Below are 18900 nucleotides of genomic sequence, written 5' to 3' on the forward strand. Positions count from 1 at the left end.
TTCGGAGAAAAGCGGAAATGCTCTAGCGGGCTCACATCTTTTCGCCAGGTAGCTTGCTGGCCTGTTTCACCCATTCGGTGAACTGGTCCTCGAAATCGTCGCCTTCGTAGATGTCGAGATATCGCACGTCGGGATATTTGCTCGTTCCGGCCGGCATGGGCTTGAGCGAACTGCCACGAAAGAACGTGACTTTCACGTAGCGCGTAAAGACATGGAAGGACAGGAACCAGTAATCGCGCTCATTGCCGTAAAACGGCGTGTTCCACTTGACCGCCTTTTCCACGCCCGGAACCACGCTCTCGATGATCTTGTCCAGCTTGCGGCCGACATCCTGCTTCCATTCGGGCATGGCGGCGATATAGGCCTGCACCGGCTCGTCGCCATATCCCTTGGCGATCTGCGGATTGCCGCCCAATAAAAGCACCGGCTTGCCGTCTGCTTTTCCGGCGTTCTCCTTCGATTTCGTCTTGCCGGTCATCGCGCTCACTCCATGCTGTGGCAGCGGTCAGTTAAATCAATAGCTGCATAGCTATATGTCGGTCAAGAGCACCCCGAAAAGCGAAAGGCCCCGCCGGAGCGGGGCCTTTGCATAGTCGTTTGGGAAGTTACTCCGCGGCAGGGCGCCTGGAGAGAACCGTCACGCCATTTTCGTTGCGCTCGACCAGTTCGGTGTCCTTGGTCACCACATGCCGCGAGCCATCCGCTTCCACGGCGACGGCCATGCCGTCGAACCCTTGGGGCACTGCGGCCTCTTCCGACCTGCGCCCGCGGATCCAGTTGAAGGCGCCGCGCACCTGCTCCTTGACCACCTTCGGCGCGGTGACCAGCACCGGCACCATGATCAGCGTGAGAGCCGTCGAGAAGAACAGGCCCGAGACCAGCGCCGCCGAGAGGTGGATGAACCACGAGCCGGCGATACCGCCCACCACGATCTCGCGGCGGATGAAGTCGAACTCGACATTGGCCCACATCGGGATGACGCCCAAGGCCGTGAGGAACGCCGTCAGCAGCACCGGCCGCACGCGCTGCGCGGTGGTGAGCAGCATGGCCGTCACCGGCTCGACGCCCTGATGGCGGTTGTACTCGTTATAGGTGTCGATCAAAACGATACCGTTCTTGACAACGATACCTGCGAGCGCAACCACACCCAGCCCCGTCATGATCGCCGAGAAGCTCATGCCCGTCGCCAGCATGCCCAGCAGCACCCCGGCCACCGACATGATGACGGTCGAGAGCGTCACCAGCACCTGATAGAAGCTGTTGTACTCGAGCAGCAGGATCAGGAAGATCATGAACATGGCCGCGCCGAACGCCTGGGCGATGAACGCGTTGGCATCGCCCATCTGTTCTTCGGCGCCGCCGAACTCGAAGGTCACCCCGTCCGGCCATTCCTGGCCGTCCAGCCACGCCTGCAGTTCGGCCACGCGCTGAGCCGGATAGACGCCCTCGGGCAGGTTCACCAGGTTTGCCGCGATCGGCATCACATAAACCTGGTTGCGCCGCTCGATATTGGCGACCTTGGGCACGGCTTGCCGTTCGATGAAGTTGGAGACGGGAACCATGCCCTGCTGGGTTGCGATCCGCATGGAATCGAGCGCGTCGAGCGTGCGCTCGTCCTGCGGCAGCCGCACCTTGATGTCGAGTTCGTCGCCGGTCTCGGAGTCCCGGTACGTGCCCAGTTCGACGCCCGAGGTGACGAGCTGCACATAGGGGGCCAGCTCACGCACGCCGATGCCGTAGCGGGCCGCTTCGACACGGTCGATGGTCACCTGCCAATCGATGCCGGGCGAGGGACGTCCGTCCTCGATGTCGGCCGTGTTGGGCAGCTCGGTTTCGAGATATTCGCGCACCCGCGTAACGGTCGGGATCAGGTCGTCGTAGCTATTGCTCTCGACGCGCATGTTGATGTCCTTGCCCGCCGGAGGCCCGCTTTCCATCCCGAACACCTGCACCTGCAGTCCCGAGATATCGGCAACGCGCTCGCGGATTTCGGTGAAGATCTCCTCTGCCTGGACGCGGTTGTTGTAGTTGACGAGCTGGAGCTGGAAGTTGCCGATCGTATCCGGCGGCATGGTGCCCATGGCCCCGGTCTCGCCGAACTGCATGATGATGTCCTGGATGCCCTGGACCTGCATCAGCTCGTCCTCGACTTCGATCAGCATGTCGCGGATCTCTTGCGGCGAATAGTTGCCACGGCCCACCACGGCCACTGTCGCATATTCGGGCTCGGAGGGCGGGAAGGCTTCGACGCCCGTGGGGTTGTTCGCATAGGCGATGAAAACGCCGAAGACGATGCCGAAGCCGACGAGCAGCGTCGGGATCGGCCAGCGCAACAGCACAGACATCATGCGCACGTAAACCCCGGTCAGTCCCTTCACCTTCTTGGGGTGGAACTTTTCGGGATACATGACGATATCGGCTTGTTCCTTGCGCTTGGGATCGACATGGGTCGATGCGATGATCGACCCGATCACCGGCATGAAGATCAGCGCCGAGATGAACGAGGCGCACATCACCACGATCACGATCGTGGGCAGATGGCTCATGAACTTGCCGATGATGCCCGGCCAGAACAGCAGCGGCACGAAGGCCGCCAATGTCGTGGCCGTCGCGCCGATCACCGGCACGAACATCTTGTGCATCGCCTGGATGAAGGCTTCCTTCTTGGAAACGCCCTCCTGCAGCTTCCGCTCGGCATATTCGACGACCACCACGGGGTCGTCGACAAGCACGCCCACGGCGATCACCAGCCCGAACATGACCATCATGTTGATCGTCATGCCGGTCATCTGCATGTAGAGGAAGGCGATCATGAACGAGAGCGGGATGCTCATGCCGATCATGAATGCCGCCCGTACGCCCAGCACGGCCACGCAGGTGATGAGCACCAGCGCCACGGCCGTCAGCACCGCCGCTTCGAGCGAGCGGAACAGCGAGATGGTGGTGTCGGCCTGGTCGAGGAAGAAGCTGTAGCTCACCCCTTGCGGCCATTCGCTCGCCACCTGTTCGGTCAGCGCGCGCACCTGTTCGGACACCTCGATGACGTTGGTGCCGATCTTCTTGGAAACGCCCAGGATCAGGGCAGGGGAGCCGTTGACATTGGTGTAGTCGGTGGCGTCCTCGAGCGTGCGCGTGACATCGGCAACATCGCCAAAAGTGACGACGGTTTCCCCGTCGGTCTTGATCGGCAGGTCGAACACGTCCTGCGGTCCGGTGATCAGCCCTGGAACCTCGACCGCGAACGAGCCCTGGCCGGTGTTGATCGTGCCACCCGGCACGACCATGTTGTTGCGCGCCAGGGCGTCCAGCAGCTCGTTGGCCGTGAGATTGTAGGCTTCGAGCCGCAGCAGGTCGATGGTCACCTCGACCACTTCCTCGCGCGAGCCCGACAGCTCCACTTCACGCACGCTGTTGATGCCTTCGAGAGCAGTCTGCAACTCCTCGGCCCGCCGCACCAGTTCGCGCTCGGGAGCCTCGCCATAGACGGCCACCGACAGGATCGGGAACCCGACCATGTCGATTTCGTTGACCGTGGGATCGTTTGCATCGTCCGGAATATTGGCGCGGATGGCATCCATCCGTGCGCGCGTATCGGCCAGCGCCTGGTCGGTATCGACGTTGGTGTCGAACTCGAGCACCACCGACGCATGACCGGTGGTTGACGTCGAAGTCATGTTGACCAGGCCGTCGAGGTCGGCCAGTTCTTCTTCTGCTGGTTTTGCCAAAAGGTTTTCGGCGTCGCGCGGCGACACGCCCGTCTGACTGATCGAAACGTAGAGATAGGGCACGTCGATCGCCGGGAAGCTTTCCTTGGGCAGCACCGAATAGGAGAGGCCACCGCCAAGCAGCAGCAGCGCCATGATCGTCATGACCACGCGCGGCATGCGCAGAATGCGTTCGATGAAGTTCGTCATGCGGCAGCGCCTTCTTCAGAAGCCTCTGTGGCCGGCTCGGTTCCGGTTCCTTGTCCGGTCGCCACGGCCTGCCCATCGACCACGAATTCCTGGCCGATGGTGATGATCTCGATCGTTTCGGGCAGTCCCGAAACCCAAACCCCATCACGGGTGTCGGACACGATTGTCACTTCATGGAAGGCGACGACGCCGTCTTCCACCGCCCGGACCCCAAGCACGCCCTCGTCATTGAGGGTGAGGGCGGACTGGGGCAGCAGGTGGCCGGGCATGGTGCCCATGTCCACGGTGGCCGTTGCGGTCACGCCTTCCCGGATGTCGAACTCGGGATTGTCGAATTCGATCTCGATGGGGAAGGAGCGGGTGGCTTCGTCGGCGCTGGCGGCAACATAGGTCACCTCGCCGGTCGCTTCCTGGTTGGTGACGGTGCGCAGTGTCGCTTCCAGCCCTGTCCGGGCCAGCCCGATATTGGCTTCGGCAATCGAACCGGAAAAGACGATCGGGTCGAGCTGGACGATGGTGGCGCACACCCCGCCCTGGGCCAGCATCGCACCGCGCGTTACCACCGGCGCCTGCACGAGGCCCGCGACTTCGGCGGTGATCTCGGTGCGTTCGAGTTCGGCCACGGCATTGTCGAGCGCGGCCTGGGCCGTCAGCACCTGAGCCTCGGCGCTCGAGAGCGCCACCTGCGCCGCATTGGCGGTATTGGCGGCGGCAAGACCCCGCTCACGCAGGGATTCATTGGTTTCGAAATCGAGCTGGGCCTGTTCCAGCCCTGCCCGCGCCTGTGCCAGGCCAGCTTCAGCCTGGGCCACGGCTGCCTGCCGCGTACCCTGGTCCAGCGTGCAGAGCAATTCGCCCTCTTCGACCCGCTGGCCTTTTTCGACATGAACGGTTTGGACGACGCCGGCGGTCTCCGCCACCGCCTCGACATTGGCATGCGCCACGGTGCGCCCGCGCAGGCTCACCAGAAGCGGCATGGGCTCCTGTTCGAATGTCTGCGTACGCACCGAAATGGCGGGCGCGTCCGCGCCACCATTGGCTTGAGCCACGCGCTGGGCCACGGTCATCCGCGCCTGCTCGACAACGTCTTCGTCGTGCTCGACGAGAAGCCCTGCATCGGACAGCGTTTTTGAGATCGGGCCATGGTCATCGCCTTCGATAAGGCCGATGATCGAATGCTCGCCATTGCCGGGACCCTGGCCGCCTTGAACGAGCGTTCCTGTGGCGAGCCAGGCTGCTGCAACCGCGAGAATGAAAAACGACAAACCAAAAGACTTGAGAAATTGCATAAACAGCGCCCTCTATTCAGCTGCTTGCTGCCCGGCGTGCGGTTCTTCTTGTCGCGCGGAGGCAATTAAGGCGTTCATGTGGGTATGCAGATGCTCGCGTGCAACCTCTAGACAGTTGAGGCCGTATCCGAGCACCCATTGATCGTTTCCGTGATCTTCGTCTTCGCCGCTGCAGAGCTCATCCTGAAGCCGGCGTAGATCCGCGATTTTCCGGTCCAGTTGCGCCAATTGCTCCTCGGCGCGGGTCTGGACGATCTGCGCATCGAGGAGGTGCGCAAATCGCGCGAACAGGAGAAACGGGCTGCGGAAAACATCGGGGGCGAGCGGCTCATGCAGTTCGTCGCAGAACGCGGACCGTCCGGCCTCGGTGATGGCATAGATTTTTTTCGAGGGTTTGCCCGCCTGATGTTCCACGCGCGAGGTAACCAGCCCTTCGTTTTCGAGCTTGGCCAGCGCGGGATAGATCGAGCCGAAGCTGGCCTCGATGAAATAGGCCCCTTCACCTTCGGTGCACAATTTGCGGATCTCGTAGCCGCTCGCTTCCTGGCAATAAAGGATCGAGAGACACAAGGTACGGACGTTCATGTTCAAAACTGCAATATGCCTAACGAGAATATGGTGGGGCTATATATGACGCATCGTCATTTGCCAAGCCATAGGCCACAGAGTCGCACCCGGAAGCGGCCGGGTACGATGGGGCTGGTTACGGTGGGGTGAGGAAAGGCTGTTAAGAGATTGCTATATCCAGCCCCAGATCGAGTGGCGTTGCGGCCATGGTGATCCGGGAGGTGGAGATATAATCGATCCCCGTGCGGGCGATCGCAGCGATCCTCTCGAGTGTCACGTTGCCGGAGGCTTCGAGCTTGGCGCGGCCCGCGGTGATCGCGACCGCCCGGGTCAGCGTGGGTTCATCCATATTGTCCAGCAGCACCGCATCGGCCCCGGCCGCCAAAGCCTCTTCGAGCTGTTCGAGCGTATCGACCTCGACCTCGATGGCGACCAGATGTCCGGCAAAGGCGCGCGCTGCCGCAATGGCCGCCGCGACCCCGCCGGCCACCGCGATATGGTTGTCCTTGATCAGGATGGCATCGTCCAGCCCGAAGCGGTGATTGTGCCCGCCGCCGCATTTGACGGCGTATTTCTCCAGCGCCCGCAGCCCCGGCGTGGTCTTGCGCGTGCAGCAGATATGGGCATCGGTGCCCTCGGTTTCGGCCACAAAGCGGGAAGTCAGTGTCGAAATCCCGCTCAGATGCGTCATGAAGTTGAGCGCCGTACGCTCGGCGGCCAGCAGCATCCGTGCATTGCCGCGTACCTCAAGCACGTCGGTGCCTGCCTCGATCGTCGTGCCGTCGGAAACGTAGGCTTGCACCTCAAGTCCAGGCCCGATCAGCGAGAATGCCATTTTCGCGCAGTCGAGGCCGCAGACCACGCCGCCCTCGCGCGCATTGATCCGCGCCACGGCCGTTGCGCCGGGCGCGATGGTCGCCTGGCTGGTGATATCGCCCGCCTGTCCAAGATCTTCCTCGAAGGCCCGGCGCACGGTGGCTTCCACGATATGGCGGGGCAGGGCAGGGGGATAGCTGGCGCTCATGACTTGAAGACGTCCGGATTGACCAGGTTGTGCCGCCCGACATTGCGGATGTCCCGCTCGCCACAGAGCGCCATGGTGATGTCGAGTTCGTTGCGGATGATGTCGAGCGCCTGCTTGACGCCGGCTTCTCCGCCCGCGCCGAGCCCATAAAGCCAGGGCCGCCCGATATAGACGCCCTTTGCGCCAAGGCAGAGCGCCCGCATCACGTCCTGACCCGAACGGATGCCGCCATCCATATGCACCTCGATCCTGTCGCCGACCGCTTCGACTATGCCCGGCAATGCCGAAATCGAGGAGGGCGCGCCGTCGAGCTGGCGCCCGCCATGGTTTGAAACGATAACGGCATCAGCACCCGATGCGGCGGCCATGCGCGCATCTTCGGCATCGAGAATGCCCTTGAGGATCAGTTTGCCGCCCCAGCGTTCCTTGATCCACTCGATATCGGACCAGTTGAGCCGAGGGTCGAACTGCTCGGCAGTCCAGGACGAGAGCGAGGAGAGATCGCCCACATTATCCGCATGTCCGACGATGTTGCGGAACGTATGCCGCCGGGTTCGAAGCATGGACATGCACCAGCGCGGACGGCTGGCAAGCTGGAGGAAGGTGTTGAAATTGATCCTGGGCGGAGCCGAAAGCCCGTTGCGCGCATCCTTGTGGCGCTGGCCGAGGATCTGCAGGTCCAGCGTCAGAACCAGCGCCGAGCATCCCGCCGCCTTGGCCCGGTCGATGAGGTTGTGCATGAATTTGCGGTCGCGCATCACATAGAGCTGGAACCAGAACGGCGCCCCGCCCGTGGCTTCGGCCACGTCCTCGATCGAGCAGATGCTCATAGTCGAAAGAGTGAACGGGATGCCGAAGGCCCGCGCCGCCTTGGCTCCGAGCATCTCGCCATCGGCATGCTGCATGCCGCCAAAGCCGGTCGGCGCAATGGCGACGGGCATGGAAACCTTTTCCCCCGCCATGGTCGAGGCGAGGGAGCGGTTGGTCATGTCGACGGCGACACGCTGGCGGAACTTGATCTTCTGGAAGTCGCCTTCATTGGCGCGATAGGTGCTTTCCGTCCACGAGCCGGAATCCGCATAGTCGAAAAACATGCGCGGAACGCGCCGCCTGGCGCGCGCCTTCAGGTCGTCGATCGTCTGTGCCGGAAACCCCATCGCCCTCTCCCATTCGGTGCTTGCGCACTCAATAGCGGGACAGGGGGGCATCGAAAAGCACGTTTATGCCGCAGCGTCCGAATGAGCGGGGGATTTAGAGCGTGTCCAGCAAAAGTGGAACGGTTTTGCGGTTCGGTCAGCGAAAATGCGTTGCGGCCCGCCTAATTGTTTTCGATCGACAAACCCTCTTCATTGAGCTCGATCTGCACGCCCTGCGGCTCGGTCTCCTGCTGATAGGCATAGATCGCAAAGCCCACGACGACAACGATCAACGCACCGATCACGAGATAGAGCGTGTTGCGGCTCATAGGAAATCTCCAAATCTGAAAAATCGGCGTCCCGTGCGGAAAGAGTTCTCCAAATGCCTCTACCGCACGTTTTGTTCCTGCCTTTTATATAACTCTATATGACTGCTTATTTGGAAATCAGCAAATCCACCGAAGCCGTTCACTGTTGTTTTAGGGGTCATCTCCATGATCTGCCGACGTTCGTCATCGGGGCTGGAGAACGCGTAAATGCCGTCAGGCAAAGGAATGACCAATACGCATGCGGTGGATGCGGCCCTCGAGGCCATGCCCTACGGCCTGTGCGTCTGGAGCGAGGATTTGACGCTCCAGGTCTTCAATTCCCGCTATGCCTGGACATTCGGCCTGGCCTCCGACGCGCTTGCGGCGGGCATGAGCCTGCGCGAATGCTGCCGCGCCGTCATCGAGGCCGGTAATTACTTCGGCTACAGCGTCGATGAGCTTTACGAGGCGATGATCGACCGCTTCGAGCGCCAGAAGCGCCAGGAAGCGCCCTCCCAATACGAGCAGTTCCTGCGCGACCGCAGTATCCGCACCACCTATACCAACCGCCCCGGCGTCGGGTGGCTCGTGACACATGAAGATATCACCGACGCCAGCGATCACCTGACCGCGCTCTCCAAGCGCGAGGCCGACCTCGCCCGCCAGGCCATGCGCTTCGAGACCGCCGTCGACAACATGGCGCACGGCCTGTGCATGATCGACGCCGACCACAAGCTCGTGATCTGCAACGCCAATTACGCCAATCTCTACGAGTTGCCCGATCATTTGCAGCGTCCCGGGACGCTTTTGACCGACATTCTCGATTACCGCTTCGAAAACGGCATGCGCCCCAAGGAAGGCCCCATGGCGTTCCTGCATCGGCGTGTGCGCACGATTTCGGAAGGCAAGCGAAGCGTCGATATCTGCGAGTTCGAGAACGGACAGATCATCTCCGTCATCCACCAGCCCATGGAGGATGGCGGCTGGGTCGAAACCCATCAGGACATCACCGAGCAGCGTCGCTCCGAGGCCCGTATCCACCATCTGGCCCGTCACGACGCGCTCACCGACCTGCCCAATCGGACGCTGTTCGCCGAAGAGATGGCCATGGCCGAATCCCGCATCCGGCGCGGTGAGATGATGGCCGTCGTCTGCTTCGACCTCGACCACTTCAAGGTCATCAACGATACTCTGGGCCATGCCGTGGGTGACGCTCTTTTGCAGCAGGTGGCCGCGCGCATCAATTACGCCAAGCGCGAGCATGAGTGCGCTGCCCGCCTGGGCGGCGATGAATTCGCCATTCTCGCCGGCCCGCTCAGGAGCCCCAGCGACGCCGCCGCGCTCGCCGAACGCCTGATCGCAACCATCAGCAAGCCCATGGAAATCGAAGGCCATCGCGTCATCATCGGCACATCGGTCGGCGTTGCCGTCGCGCCCACCGATGGCGAGGATGGCGAAACGCTGATGAAGAACGCCGACCTGGCGCTCTATCGCGCCAAGGGCGACGGACGCGGCAATTACCGCTTCTTCGAAAAGGGCATGGACGCCGCCATGCAGCGCCGCCGCGCCATCGAAAGCGGATTGAAGCTCGGGCTGATCCGGAACGAATTCAAGCTCGTCTTCCAGCCGCTCATGGAACTCGAGAGCAACCGTATTTCGTGCATGGAAGCCCTGTTGCGGTGGGAACATCCGGAGATGGGGTTCATCTCTCCGGTCGAATTCATCGCCGTCGCCGAGGAAATCGGCTTCATCGTGCAACTCGGCGAATGGGTGCTCCAGCAAGCCTGCCGCGTCGCCGCGACCTGGCCGTCAGACATCCGCGTGGCCGTCAATCTTTCGCCCGTCCAGTTCAAGAGCCGCCGGTTGCTCGAAAGCGTCGAGCGGGCATTGGAAGAGGCAGGCCTGCCGGCTTCCCGGCTCGAACTCGAGATTACCGAATCCGTCCTGCTCAGCGATTCCGACCAGACGCTGGAAACCCTCCACACCCTGCGCGCCATGGGCATCCGCATCTCCATGGACGATTTCGGCACCGGCTATTCCTCGCTCTCCTACCTGCGCGCCTTCCCCTTCGACAAGATCAAGATCGACCGCTCCTTTATCGAAGACGTGGGTTCCAAGGACGCCAATTTCGAGATCATCAAGGCCGTCATCGCGCTCGGCCGGAGCCTTGGCATGTCGACCACCGCCGAAGGCGTCGAAACCGAAGCCCAGCTCGACGCCGTGCGCGCCCATGGCTGCGACGAGATCCAGGGCTTTCTGTTCTCCCGCCCGCTGCCCGAAAGGGACGCGCTCGAACTGGTCACCCGCCTCTCACCCCGACCCGCAATCGGAGCACAGCGTAGCTACGCTTAGGGAAAGCCCGAACAATCGCTCTTCTCGTCATTGTCGGGCTTGACCCGACAATCCGCGGCGCTGCCGGTTGGATGATTTCTGCAAGCTCGTGGGGAGAAAGGGCTTCAATAACCTGCTGGCGGTTGTGCGTGCCGCCACCTCAGCATCCGCCGCTTCGGGCCACCGTCTCCCACCAGGGGAGAACGACAAACGCGAATGCAGTGCTTGTGCATGTCCCAGCGCTTCCTCAAGAGCCCCCTTCTCCCCTGGTGGGAGAAGGGATGGGGATGAGGGGGGCTCAGCATATCAACGGCCGCTGTGGTGGATGTTGAGGCTCAGCGCCTCCTCGTCCTACCATTCGCGCACCCGCCTCGCGGCGCTTGCCCGTTCTGCCCTTCTCCCCATGAGGGAGAAGGTGGGCCGGCGAAGCCGGGTCGGATGAGGGGTGCGCCGAGTTTCCGCATACGCCTTGGCCAGAGACTTAACCCCGGCCCGAATACGTCCCCACGAAACGATCCATCGCGAACGGGGTAATGTCGATCGCCGGCTTTTCCCCCGTCATCGTTTGCGCCAGAAGATGTCCGGTCGCCGGCCCGAGGGTGAAGCCGTGATGGGCATGCCCGATCCCCACCCAAAGCCCGCGATGCCGGGGCGCCGGCCCGATGATCGGCATCATGTCCGGCGTGCAGGGGCGGGCACCCTTCCAGGGGTGCGGGTCCAGCCGCTCGCCGAGCGGAAACAGCGCCCGCGCCGTCCTTTCGGCGCGGCCGAGCTGAATGGGCGTGGGCGCGGCGTCACGCAGCGCGAATTCGGCACCCGTGGTCAGCCGGATGCCCTTTTCCATCGGCGCCAGGCAATAGCCGACCTCGGCATCGATCATCCAGTTGTTGAGCTTGGCATCCCCCTGGGCGCCGTAATGCATATGGTAGCCGCGCTTGACGAACAGCGGCAGCCGATAACCCAGGGGATCGAGAACCTCCGGCGCCCAGGGCCCGAGCGTGATTACCGCCTCGCGCGCCTTGTGGCGCGTGCCGCTCACGGACGTCGACCAGCCTTCGCCGTCCTGTTCCAGCCCCTTGGCTTCTCCGGCGAGGAATTGCCCGCCCATGGATTTGTAGAGCTCGAAATATTTGGCCACCAGCGCGCCCGGATCGCGCACCGTCCAAGGGTCGGTCCAGTGAATGGCCCCGGCCAGCTTCTCCTTGAGGTCGGGTTCGATCTGCGCGAACTCGGCGCCGTCCACAACGCGGTGGTTGATGCCATAGAGTTCGAGATCGGACTTGGCCTTTGCCGCTTCCTCCTTGAGCGCATGATCGGTCCTAAAGATCAGGAACCAGCCCTTCTTGACGATCAGGTCCTCGGCCCCTGACGCCGCGATGAGGTCGGCATGCTCCTCGATCGACCGCCCGATCAGCGGCGCGTAGCTCTTGACCACATGGGAATAGTGGTTGGGCGAGGACTCCCACCAATAGCGCAGCAGCGCCGGCGCGAAGCGGGGCAGGGCGAGCGGATCGTAGCGGGCGGCGGTGGATAGGTGCAGCCCCACCTGCATCAGCGTTGCCAGGTCACGCGGGAATGCGTGCGGGCGCACTCCTTCGCGCTGGATGATGCCGGCATTGCCGAACGAGGTCTCCTTGCCCGGCTCGTTCTTGTCGATCAGCAACACGCTGCGTCCGCGCCGCAGCAGATGGATGGCCGTGGAAATGCCGACGATGCCGGCGCCGATGACCAGGACGTCCTGAGCCATAGTGTTCTGTCCTATCGTGAATTGCCGCCGGTAGCCGCCGCCTTGTCCTCGTCCCACCACCAGATGGAGGGGAACCCGATCTCATATTCCGGCAGCGTTTCGGGATGGCTGAACCGATTCCAGCGGGCCGTTGGGTAGGCTGCCCGGGTATAGCTGGGCACGACGAAATGGTGGGCGAGCAGAACCCGATCCAGAGCCCGTGTCGCCGCCACCAGATAATCGCGGTCGGGCGCCATGACGACCCTCTCGATCAGCGCATCGATGCCCGGATCGGAGACGCCGGCATAATTGCTCGATCCTTCTTCATCGACCGAGGACGACCCCCAGAAGTAGCGTTGCTCGTTGCCGGGTGAAAGCGATTGGGTCCAGCCCTGATAAACCACGTCATAGTCAAAGCTGCGCAGACGATTGACGAACTGCACCGAGTCCACGCTGCGCACCGTTACATTGGCACCGATCCGATTGAGGTTTTGGGCCAGGTGCAGAGCGATCGGTTCGATGGTCGGCCCATTGAGCATGATCTCGAAACCGAATTGCTGCCCGTTGGCATCGACAAGCTGGGTACCGTTGAGGGTGTAGCCGGCCTCACCGAACAGGCGCAGCGCCTCCTGCAGATTGGCACGGAGGGCATCCTCGCTCCCGCCCACGGGATTAGTGTATTCGCCCTCGAGCACCGAGGTTGGCACCAGATCACGCACTTCCTCTAAAATCTCGAGTTCCAGGCCCTGCGGCGGTCCGTCGGGCGCCGCCAGTTCCGTGCCGTAGAAGAACGAGTCGATGCGCTGATACTGTTCGTAGAACATGGTGCGGTTGAGCTCTTCGAAATCGAAAGCGTAATTGATCGCTTGCCGCACCAGCGGATTTTCAAACTTGGGGTCGCGCAGGTTCATGATGAAGCCCACCATCAGACCGGCTGCGCGGTAGGGTTCTTCGAATTCCTCGCGCACGACGCGCCCGTCCTCGACGGCGGGAAAGTTGTATGCGGTGGCCCAGCGACGCGCCATGTTTTCGATCCACCAATCGAACTCATCGGCCTTGAAGGCCTCGAACGCCACGGTGAGGTCGCGGAAATACTCGAACCGGTACTCGTCGAAATTGTGCGTTCCGACATTCACCGGCTCGTTGATGCCCCAATAGTCGGGATCGCGGGTGTAGGTCACCGTCCGGCCGGCATCGAAGCTCGTGAGTTCGTAAGGTCCCGAACCCATGGGCAATTCGAGCGTCGAGGCGCCGATGTCGCGCGGCTGGCCGTCGGCATTCTCGCCTTCCCACCAGTGCTGCGGCAACACCATGAGCTGGCCCATGATGTAGGGCAGTTCGCGGTTTCCGGTTTCGGAAAAGGTGAACGTCACTTCGCCCTCGCCGGTGATCTGTGCGTCCTCGACCGGCGCGTAATACTCCGAATAGATCGGTGAAAGCTCCATCACCGTCTCGAAGCTCCACAACACGTCCTCGGCGGTCACCGGCTCGCCGTCCTGCCAGCGCGCGTCGGGATTGAGCCTGAAGGTGACCGAGGAGAAATCGTCGGGATAGCGGACCGCTTCGGCCAGAAGCCCGTAGCTTACGGAGGTTTCGTCTCCGCTCGGCGTCATCAGCGTTTCGTACACCAGCCCCAGCCCACCTGCGGCCTCGCCGAGCGGCAGCACCGGGTTGAAGGTGTCGAAACCACCGAGCGCCGACATCCGCACCGTCCCGCCCTTGGGCGCGTCGGGATTGACGTAGTCGAACATCTCGAACCCCGCCGGATATTTCGGCTCGGCATCCAGCGCCAGCGCGTGCCGCCATTCGCCGTCCTGCCCAAGGGCCGGCGTTCCGGCCGCCACGACGATCGCAAAAGCTAAGGTCATGCTGAGCGTTTTCATTTGCGTCCATCCTACCGAGACGATGCCGAATGCGTTGATCTTAAATCGGTTTGCGCCAGAGTGAACACCTAACTTTTGGTGTTCGCGGCCAGAGTTTCATCCAGCGCGGCGGCCAGGAGGGTTCGCGTATAATCTTCCCGCGGATGGGCAAAGACCGCTTCGGTCGCGCCGAATTCGACGATGCGCCCTTCGTGCATCACCGCCACCTCACTGGCGATGGCCCGCACCACCTTGAGGTTGTGGGAAATGAACACATAGGTGAGCCCGTGCCGGGTCTGCAAATCGCGCAGGAGTTTGACGATCTGGGCCTGCACGCTCATATCCAGCGCCGATGTGGGCTCGTCCAGGATCATGAATTTGGGTTCGAGCACCAGCGCCCGCGCAATCGCGATCCTCTGGCGCTGCCCGCCGGAAAATTCATGCGGATAACGATGCCGCGTCTCTGGGTCGAGCCCCACTTCGCCCAGCACCGCCTTCACGCGCTCATCGCGCTCCCGCGCCGAAACGCGCGGGAAATGCACCGCCAGCCCCTCGGCAATGATGTCGCCCACGCTCATGCGCGGCGAAAGCGAACCATAGGGGTCCTGAAACACGACCTGCATGTCCGCCCGATGCTGGCGCATGGCGCGTGAGCGCTTGTCCTGGATGTCCTCGCCCAGAAAGACGATGCGGCCCTTTGAGGAGATCAGCCGCAACATGGCCAGGCCCAGGCTGGTCTTGCCCGATCCGGATTCGCCGACCACGCCCAGCGTCTGGCCCTCACGCACCACGAGATCCACGCCGTCCACGGCCTTGAAATGCCCGACCGTCCGCTTGAACAGGCCCCGCTTGATCGGAAACCAGACCTTGAGGTCATCGACCTCGATGATCGGTTTCGCTCCGACAGCCGGCGGCGGGGGCGGTTCCGCCAGCTCGCTCGAAAGCAGTTGGCGCGTATAGCCGTGTTGGGGATTGCCGAAGAGTTCGGCCGTCTCCGCCCGCTCGACGATTTCGCCATCGCGCATCACGCAGACCTTGTCGGCCATGCGCCGCACGATGCCCAGATCGTGGGTGATAAACAGCATGGCCATGCCCATCCGGCGCTGCACATCCTTGAGCAGATCGAGAATCTGCGCCTGCACGGTGACGTCCAGCGCCGTGGTCGGTTCGTCGGCAATCAGAAGGTCTGGCTCGCATGCCAGCGCCATGGCGATCATCACTCTCTGGCGCTGCCCGCCCGAAAGCTGGTGCGGAAAGGCCTCGAGCCGCGACGCCGGATCGGGAATGCGCACGGCGTCGAGCATTTCAAGCACTCGCCTGCGCGCCGCCGTCCGCCCCATGCCCAGATGCACCGAGAGCACCTCGCTCACCTGCTTTTCGATGGTGTGCAGCGGGTTGAGCGAGGTCATCGGCTCCTGAAAGATCATCGAAATCGCATTGCCCCGCACCTTGCGCAGCGTCTTGTCATCTGCCCCGAGCAGGTCCTGCCCCTTGAACACGATCTCGCCCCGGCGATGGAACGCCGCCGGATAGGACAGGAGCCTGAGCACCGAAAGCGCGGTCACCGATTTGCCCGACCCCGACTCCCCCACCAAAGCCAACGTCTCGCCCGGCGCGATATCGAAGCTCACTCCCCTAACGGCATCTATCTCCCGATCCTCCAGCCGGAAAGTGACATCGAGATTGCGGACGGAGAGGAGAGAGGAGGTCAAGACGTGGCCTCGATTGCCGTCAGCAGCGGTTCGAGTTGATCGAGGTCAATACCGTTGATATCTGACTTTTCCGCCGCCGACCTAAGCCTTCCGTCGCCGGAAACCAGATGCGAGCACTTTAGCGCGCGGGCCGTCGCCAAATGGATGGCATCGGGAAGCTTGATTGCATGCTGTACGCCTCGCACCGAAGCCGCTTCGACGAAAATCGTACGGTCGGGGTCTGAAACAGCAAGACGGCCGCTATCGGCAATGAGGTCCTTGTAGATTTGAGCAAGTTCGTCCGCCCGCTCGCGCAACGGATGCACGAGGACTTCCGACAGCGTCAGATGGCTGGTAACAAGCAAGCCGGGATTGGCTTCCCCAAGATCGAGAAGCCCCAGGCACGCCTCTCGTACCGCGCCGGCTCCTTCGATGGCTTCGATGAAGAAATTGGCATCGAGATAAAGCCTCATGCGGTCCGGTCAGTCCCACTCGTTACGCAGGTCGCGAATGCGGTCGACGGCCTCTTGCGGCGCGACGGGCTTGAACCCTGGCCGTGCTCTTATCGCATCGGCGGATTTCTTGATGTCGGCCAGCGATTTCACCGTTTCTTCGGGAACGAGCGTAAGGCTGACCGATGTCGCCGGTCTCACCGCCCTCTGCAAATCCTCGGGCAGCTTGTCCACCGGATAATGTTCAAGGACGATCTTGTTCATCGCACGCTCCATCGGCAACCGCCGCCAATATAGTCCCTTTCTGCGCCCATTCCCATCATGCGAACGTCTTGCGCGGGTCGAAAGCATCGCGCACCGCCTCGCCGGCAAAGACCAGGAGGCTGAGCATCACCGAGATCACCGCAAAGCCGGTGAAGCCCAGCCAGGGCGCCTGGAGGTTGTTCTTGCCCTGCGCGAGCAATTCCCCCAGCGAGGGCGAGCCCGGCGGCATGCCGAAGCCGAGGAAATCGAGCGAGGTGAGCGTCGTGATCGAGCCGCCCAGGATGAACGGCATGAAGGTGATCGTCGCGACCATTGCGTTGGGCAAGAGGTGCCGGAACATGATCGTCCAGTTCCCCACCCCCAGCGCCCGTGCCGCGTTCACATATTCGAAGTTCCGTCCGCGCAGGAACTCGGCGCGCACCACGCCCACCAGCGCCACCCAGGAAAACAGCAGCAGAATGATCAGCAGCACCCAGAAACTGGGCGCCAGAATGCTCGATATGATCAGCAGCAGGTAGAGGGTGGGGATCGAGGTCCAGATTTCGATGAAGCGCTGGAAGATGAGGTCCGTCCAACCGCCGAAATACCCCTGCACGGCGCCCGCCACCACGCCGATCACCGAGGAAAGAACGGTCAGCGTCAGCCCGAACAACACCGAGATGCGAAATCCATAGATCAGCCGCGCAAGGACATCGCGCCCCTGATCGTCCGTCCCAAGGACATGCATGTTGCCCAGGACGCATCCGGGATCGTCCACCCCTTGCGGGTAGCGGGCGCAATTTTCCTCCGCGCTCATCAGCCAACTTGGCGGGGTGGGCGCGGGTCCGGGTAGCAGCGTATCGACGCTCTGGTGCGAAAAGCGGAACAGAGGCCACACGATCCAGCCATTGTCCTCGATTTCGTTCTGGATGAAGGAGGAACGATATTGCGTCACCGCAAGGAAGCCGCCGAATTTGGTCTCCGGATAATCCACCACCACGGGAAACAGCAATTCGCCCTTGTAATAGGCGATGAGCGGCCGGTCATTGCTGATCGCCTCGGCAAATAGCGTCACGATGAACAGCGCCACAAAAATCCAGAACGCGACATAGCCGCGCCTGTTGCGCTTGAACGTGGCGAGCCTGCGCCGGTTGATCGCCGAAAGCGCCATCCCTCAGACCTCCCGCGTCTCGAAATCGATCCGCGGATCGATCCACATATAGGTGAGGTCCGAGATCAGCCCCAGGATCAGCCCCACCAGCGAGAAGATGTAGAGGGTGGCAAAGATCACCGGGTAATCGCGGTTGAGCACTGACTGGAACCCAAGGAGCCCCAACCCGTCGAGCGAAAAGATCGTCTCGATCAGCAGCGATCCCCCGAAAAACGCCCCGATGAATGCGCCAGGAAATCCGGCGATCACGATCAGCATGGCGTTGCGGAACACATGCCCGTAGAGCACCCGGTTCTCGGTCAGCCCCTTGGCCCGAGCCGTGGTCACATATTGCTTGCGGATTTCATCGAGGAACGAGTTCTTGACCAGCAGCGTCGAGGTCGCGAACGCCCCGATCGCCATCGCTGCGATCGGCAGTGCCATGTGCCAGGCATAATCGAGTATCTGGCTGTACCACGGCATGGACGCGAAATTGGCCGATGTCAGCCCGCGCAGGGGAAAGATCGACCAGAAGCTGCCGCCCGCAAACAGCACGATCAGCAAAATGGCGAACAGGAACCCGGGGATGGCATAGCCGACGATCACCACGCCCGAGGTCCAGATGTCGAACCGCGTCCCGTCGCGCACCGCCTTGGCGATCCCCAGCGGGATGGAGATGCCGTAGGAGATCAGCAGCATCCAAAAGCCCAGCGAAATCGAGACCGGCATCTTCTCGACGATCAGATCGATCACCGAGATGTCGCGGTAGTACGATTCCCCGAAATCGAAGCGCAGAAAGTCCCAGATCATCGAGAAGAACCGCTCGAGCGGGGGCTTATCGAACCCGTATTGCTCCTCGAGCTGCGCGATGAAGGCGGGCGAGAGCCCGCGCGCGCCGCGATAGGCGCCTTGTTGGCCGCCAGAGCCTTCGGCCGCCGTCGCACCGACCGTGCCTTGCCCGGCGAAATCGCCCTCGGCAGCACCCGTCACCCGTGAAAGCGCGGAGGTCTCCATCCCCGAATAGCGCGCGATCGCCTGCTCCACGGGCCCGCCCGGCGCGAACTGGATGACGAGGAACGACACCACCATGATCCCGAACACGGTCGGGATCATCAACAGCAGGCGTCGCAGGATATAGGCCGCCATCGAGGCTCCGGCAGGTTACGCGAGTCACTAACGAGTCACTAACCTGTCAGCATGGCGGCTT

At 62.3% G+C, this 18900-nt stretch carries 15 protein-coding genes; 1 reads left to right on the forward strand and 14 read right to left on the reverse strand.

All coding sequences use genetic code 11. The features are described 5' to 3' along the window. Positions 1-31: 31 nt before the first annotated feature. From NO932_RS05935 to NO932_RS05965, 7 genes are all read right to left on the reverse strand, one after another. A complete protein-coding gene (locus NO932_RS05935; protein WP_309210170.1) occupies positions 32-478 on the reverse strand; it encodes a DUF1801 domain-containing protein in 447 nt (148 codons plus the stop codon). Positions 479-605: 127 nt separating this feature from the next. Next, a complete protein-coding gene (locus tag NO932_RS05940) occupies positions 606-3914 on the reverse strand; it encodes an efflux RND transporter permease subunit (RefSeq protein ID WP_309210171.1) in 3309 nt (1102 codons plus the stop codon). After that, on the reverse strand, positions 3911-5203 hold the full coding sequence (locus NO932_RS05945; RefSeq protein WP_309210172.1) for an efflux RND transporter periplasmic adaptor subunit: 1293 nt from the start codon (positions 5201-5203) through the stop codon (positions 3911-3913). Before NO932_RS05945 ends, NO932_RS05940 begins: the two co-directional genes overlap by 4 nt. 12 nt (positions 5204-5215) lie before the next feature. Further along, positions 5216-5788, reverse strand: a complete 573-nt coding sequence (locus NO932_RS05950; RefSeq protein ID WP_309210173.1) for a PadR family transcriptional regulator — start codon at positions 5786-5788, stop codon at positions 5216-5218. A 142-nt stretch (positions 5789-5930) separates the two neighbouring features. Beyond that, complete coding sequence (gene nadC / locus NO932_RS05955) at positions 5931-6794, reverse strand: carboxylating nicotinate-nucleotide diphosphorylase (RefSeq protein ID WP_309210174.1); 864 nt, start codon at positions 6792-6794, stop codon at positions 5931-5933. Continuing rightward, positions 6791-7951 carry an alpha-hydroxy acid oxidase gene (locus NO932_RS05960; RefSeq protein WP_309210175.1) on the reverse strand — a complete coding sequence of 387 codons (1161 nt, stop codon included), beginning with the start codon at positions 7949-7951 and terminating at the stop codon, positions 6791-6793. The genes nadC and NO932_RS05960 overlap by 4 nt, the downstream gene beginning before the upstream one ends. Positions 7952-8112: 161 nt before the next feature. Further along, the gene (locus NO932_RS05965; protein ID WP_309210176.1) at positions 8113-8259 is read right to left on the reverse strand and encodes a hypothetical protein; all 147 of its coding nucleotides are present in this window, start codon (positions 8257-8259) and stop codon (positions 8113-8115) included. A gap of 225 nt (positions 8260-8484) precedes the next feature. On the opposite strand from NO932_RS05965, the gene NO932_RS05970 reads away from it, so the two are divergent. Continuing rightward, positions 8485-10590: an EAL domain-containing protein gene (locus NO932_RS05970; RefSeq protein WP_309210177.1), complete on the forward strand. Its 2106-nt coding sequence runs from the start codon at positions 8485-8487 to the stop codon at positions 10588-10590. Positions 10591-11050: 460 nt separating this feature from the next. On the opposite strand, the gene NO932_RS05975 is transcribed toward NO932_RS05970, so the two are convergent. The 7 genes from NO932_RS05975 to NO932_RS06005 all read right to left on the reverse strand — a co-directional run bounded on the left by NO932_RS05975 (position 11051) and on the right by NO932_RS06005 (position 18839). Further along, complete coding sequence (locus tag NO932_RS05975; protein WP_309210179.1) at positions 11051-12316, reverse strand: FAD-binding oxidoreductase; 1266 nt, start codon at positions 12314-12316, stop codon at positions 11051-11053. 11 nt (positions 12317-12327) lie between these two features. Continuing rightward, positions 12328-14178: an extracellular solute-binding protein gene (locus tag NO932_RS05980; protein WP_309210180.1), complete on the reverse strand. Its 1851-nt coding sequence runs from the start codon at positions 14176-14178 to the stop codon at positions 12328-12330. 68 nt (positions 14179-14246) lie between these two features. After that, complete coding sequence (locus NO932_RS05985; protein WP_309210181.1) at positions 14247-15869, reverse strand: ABC transporter ATP-binding protein; 1623 nt, start codon at positions 15867-15869, stop codon at positions 14247-14249. Continuing rightward, positions 15866-16321: a PIN domain-containing protein gene (locus tag NO932_RS05990; protein ID WP_309210182.1), complete on the reverse strand. Its 456-nt coding sequence runs from the start codon at positions 16319-16321 to the stop codon at positions 15866-15868. Before NO932_RS05990 ends, NO932_RS05985 begins: the two co-directional genes overlap by 4 nt. Before the next feature lie 9 nt (positions 16322-16330). Beyond that, complete coding sequence (locus NO932_RS05995) at positions 16331-16564, reverse strand: hypothetical protein (RefSeq protein WP_309210184.1); 234 nt, start codon at positions 16562-16564, stop codon at positions 16331-16333. Positions 16565-16619: 55 nt separating this feature from the next. After that, the gene (locus tag NO932_RS06000) at positions 16620-17714 is read right to left on the reverse strand and encodes an ABC transporter permease (RefSeq protein ID WP_309210185.1); all 1095 of its coding nucleotides are present in this window, start codon (positions 17712-17714) and stop codon (positions 16620-16622) included. Between the two features lie 3 nt (positions 17715-17717). After that, a complete protein-coding gene (locus tag NO932_RS06005) occupies positions 17718-18839 on the reverse strand; it encodes a microcin C ABC transporter permease YejB (protein ID WP_309210186.1) in 1122 nt (373 codons plus the stop codon). Between the last annotated feature and the right edge of the window lie 61 nt (positions 18840-18900).

The organism is Pelagibacterium sp. 26DY04, from assembly GCF_031202305.1.
Taxonomy (GTDB): Bacteria; Pseudomonadota; Alphaproteobacteria; order Rhizobiales; family Devosiaceae; genus Pelagibacterium.

Coding starts and splice junctions, on each gene's coding strand:
- NO932_RS05940 (WP_309210171.1), bottom strand. CDS start 3,914: ATGACGAACTTCATCGAACGCATTCTGCGCATGCCGCGCGTGGTCATG.
- NO932_RS05965 (WP_309210176.1), bottom strand. CDS start 8,259: ATGAGCCGCAACACGCTCTATCTCGTGATCGGTGCGTTGATCGTTGTC.
- NO932_RS05980 (WP_309210180.1), bottom strand. CDS start 14,178: ATGAAAACGCTCAGCATGACCTTAGCTTTTGCGATCGTCGTGGCGGCC.
- NO932_RS05935 (WP_309210170.1), bottom strand. CDS start 478: ATGACCGGCAAGACGAAATCGAAGGAGAACGCCGGAAAAGCAGACGGC.
- NO932_RS05990 (WP_309210182.1), bottom strand. CDS start 16,321: ATGAGGCTTTATCTCGATGCCAATTTCTTCATCGAAGCCATCGAAGGA.
- NO932_RS05995 (WP_309210184.1), bottom strand. CDS start 16,564: ATGAACAAGATCGTCCTTGAACATTATCCGGTGGACAAGCTGCCCGAG.
- NO932_RS06005 (WP_309210186.1), bottom strand. CDS start 18,839: ATGGCGGCCTATATCCTGCGACGCCTGCTGTTGATGATCCCGACCGTG.
- nadC (WP_309210174.1), bottom strand. CDS start 6,794: ATGAGCGCCAGCTATCCCCCTGCCCTGCCCCGCCATATCGTGGAAGCC.
- NO932_RS06000 (WP_309210185.1), bottom strand. CDS start 17,714: ATGGCGCTTTCGGCGATCAACCGGCGCAGGCTCGCCACGTTCAAGCGC.
- NO932_RS05975 (WP_309210179.1), bottom strand. CDS start 12,316: ATGGCTCAGGACGTCCTGGTCATCGGCGCCGGCATCGTCGGCATTTCC.
- NO932_RS05970 (WP_309210177.1), top strand. CDS start 8,485: ATGACCAATACGCATGCGGTGGATGCGGCCCTCGAGGCCATGCCCTAC.
- NO932_RS05960 (WP_309210175.1), bottom strand. CDS start 7,951: ATGGGGTTTCCGGCACAGACGATCGACGACCTGAAGGCGCGCGCCAGG.
- NO932_RS05950 (WP_309210173.1), bottom strand. CDS start 5,788: ATGAACGTCCGTACCTTGTGTCTCTCGATCCTTTATTGCCAGGAAGCG.
- NO932_RS05945 (WP_309210172.1), bottom strand. CDS start 5,203: ATGCAATTTCTCAAGTCTTTTGGTTTGTCGTTTTTCATTCTCGCGGTT.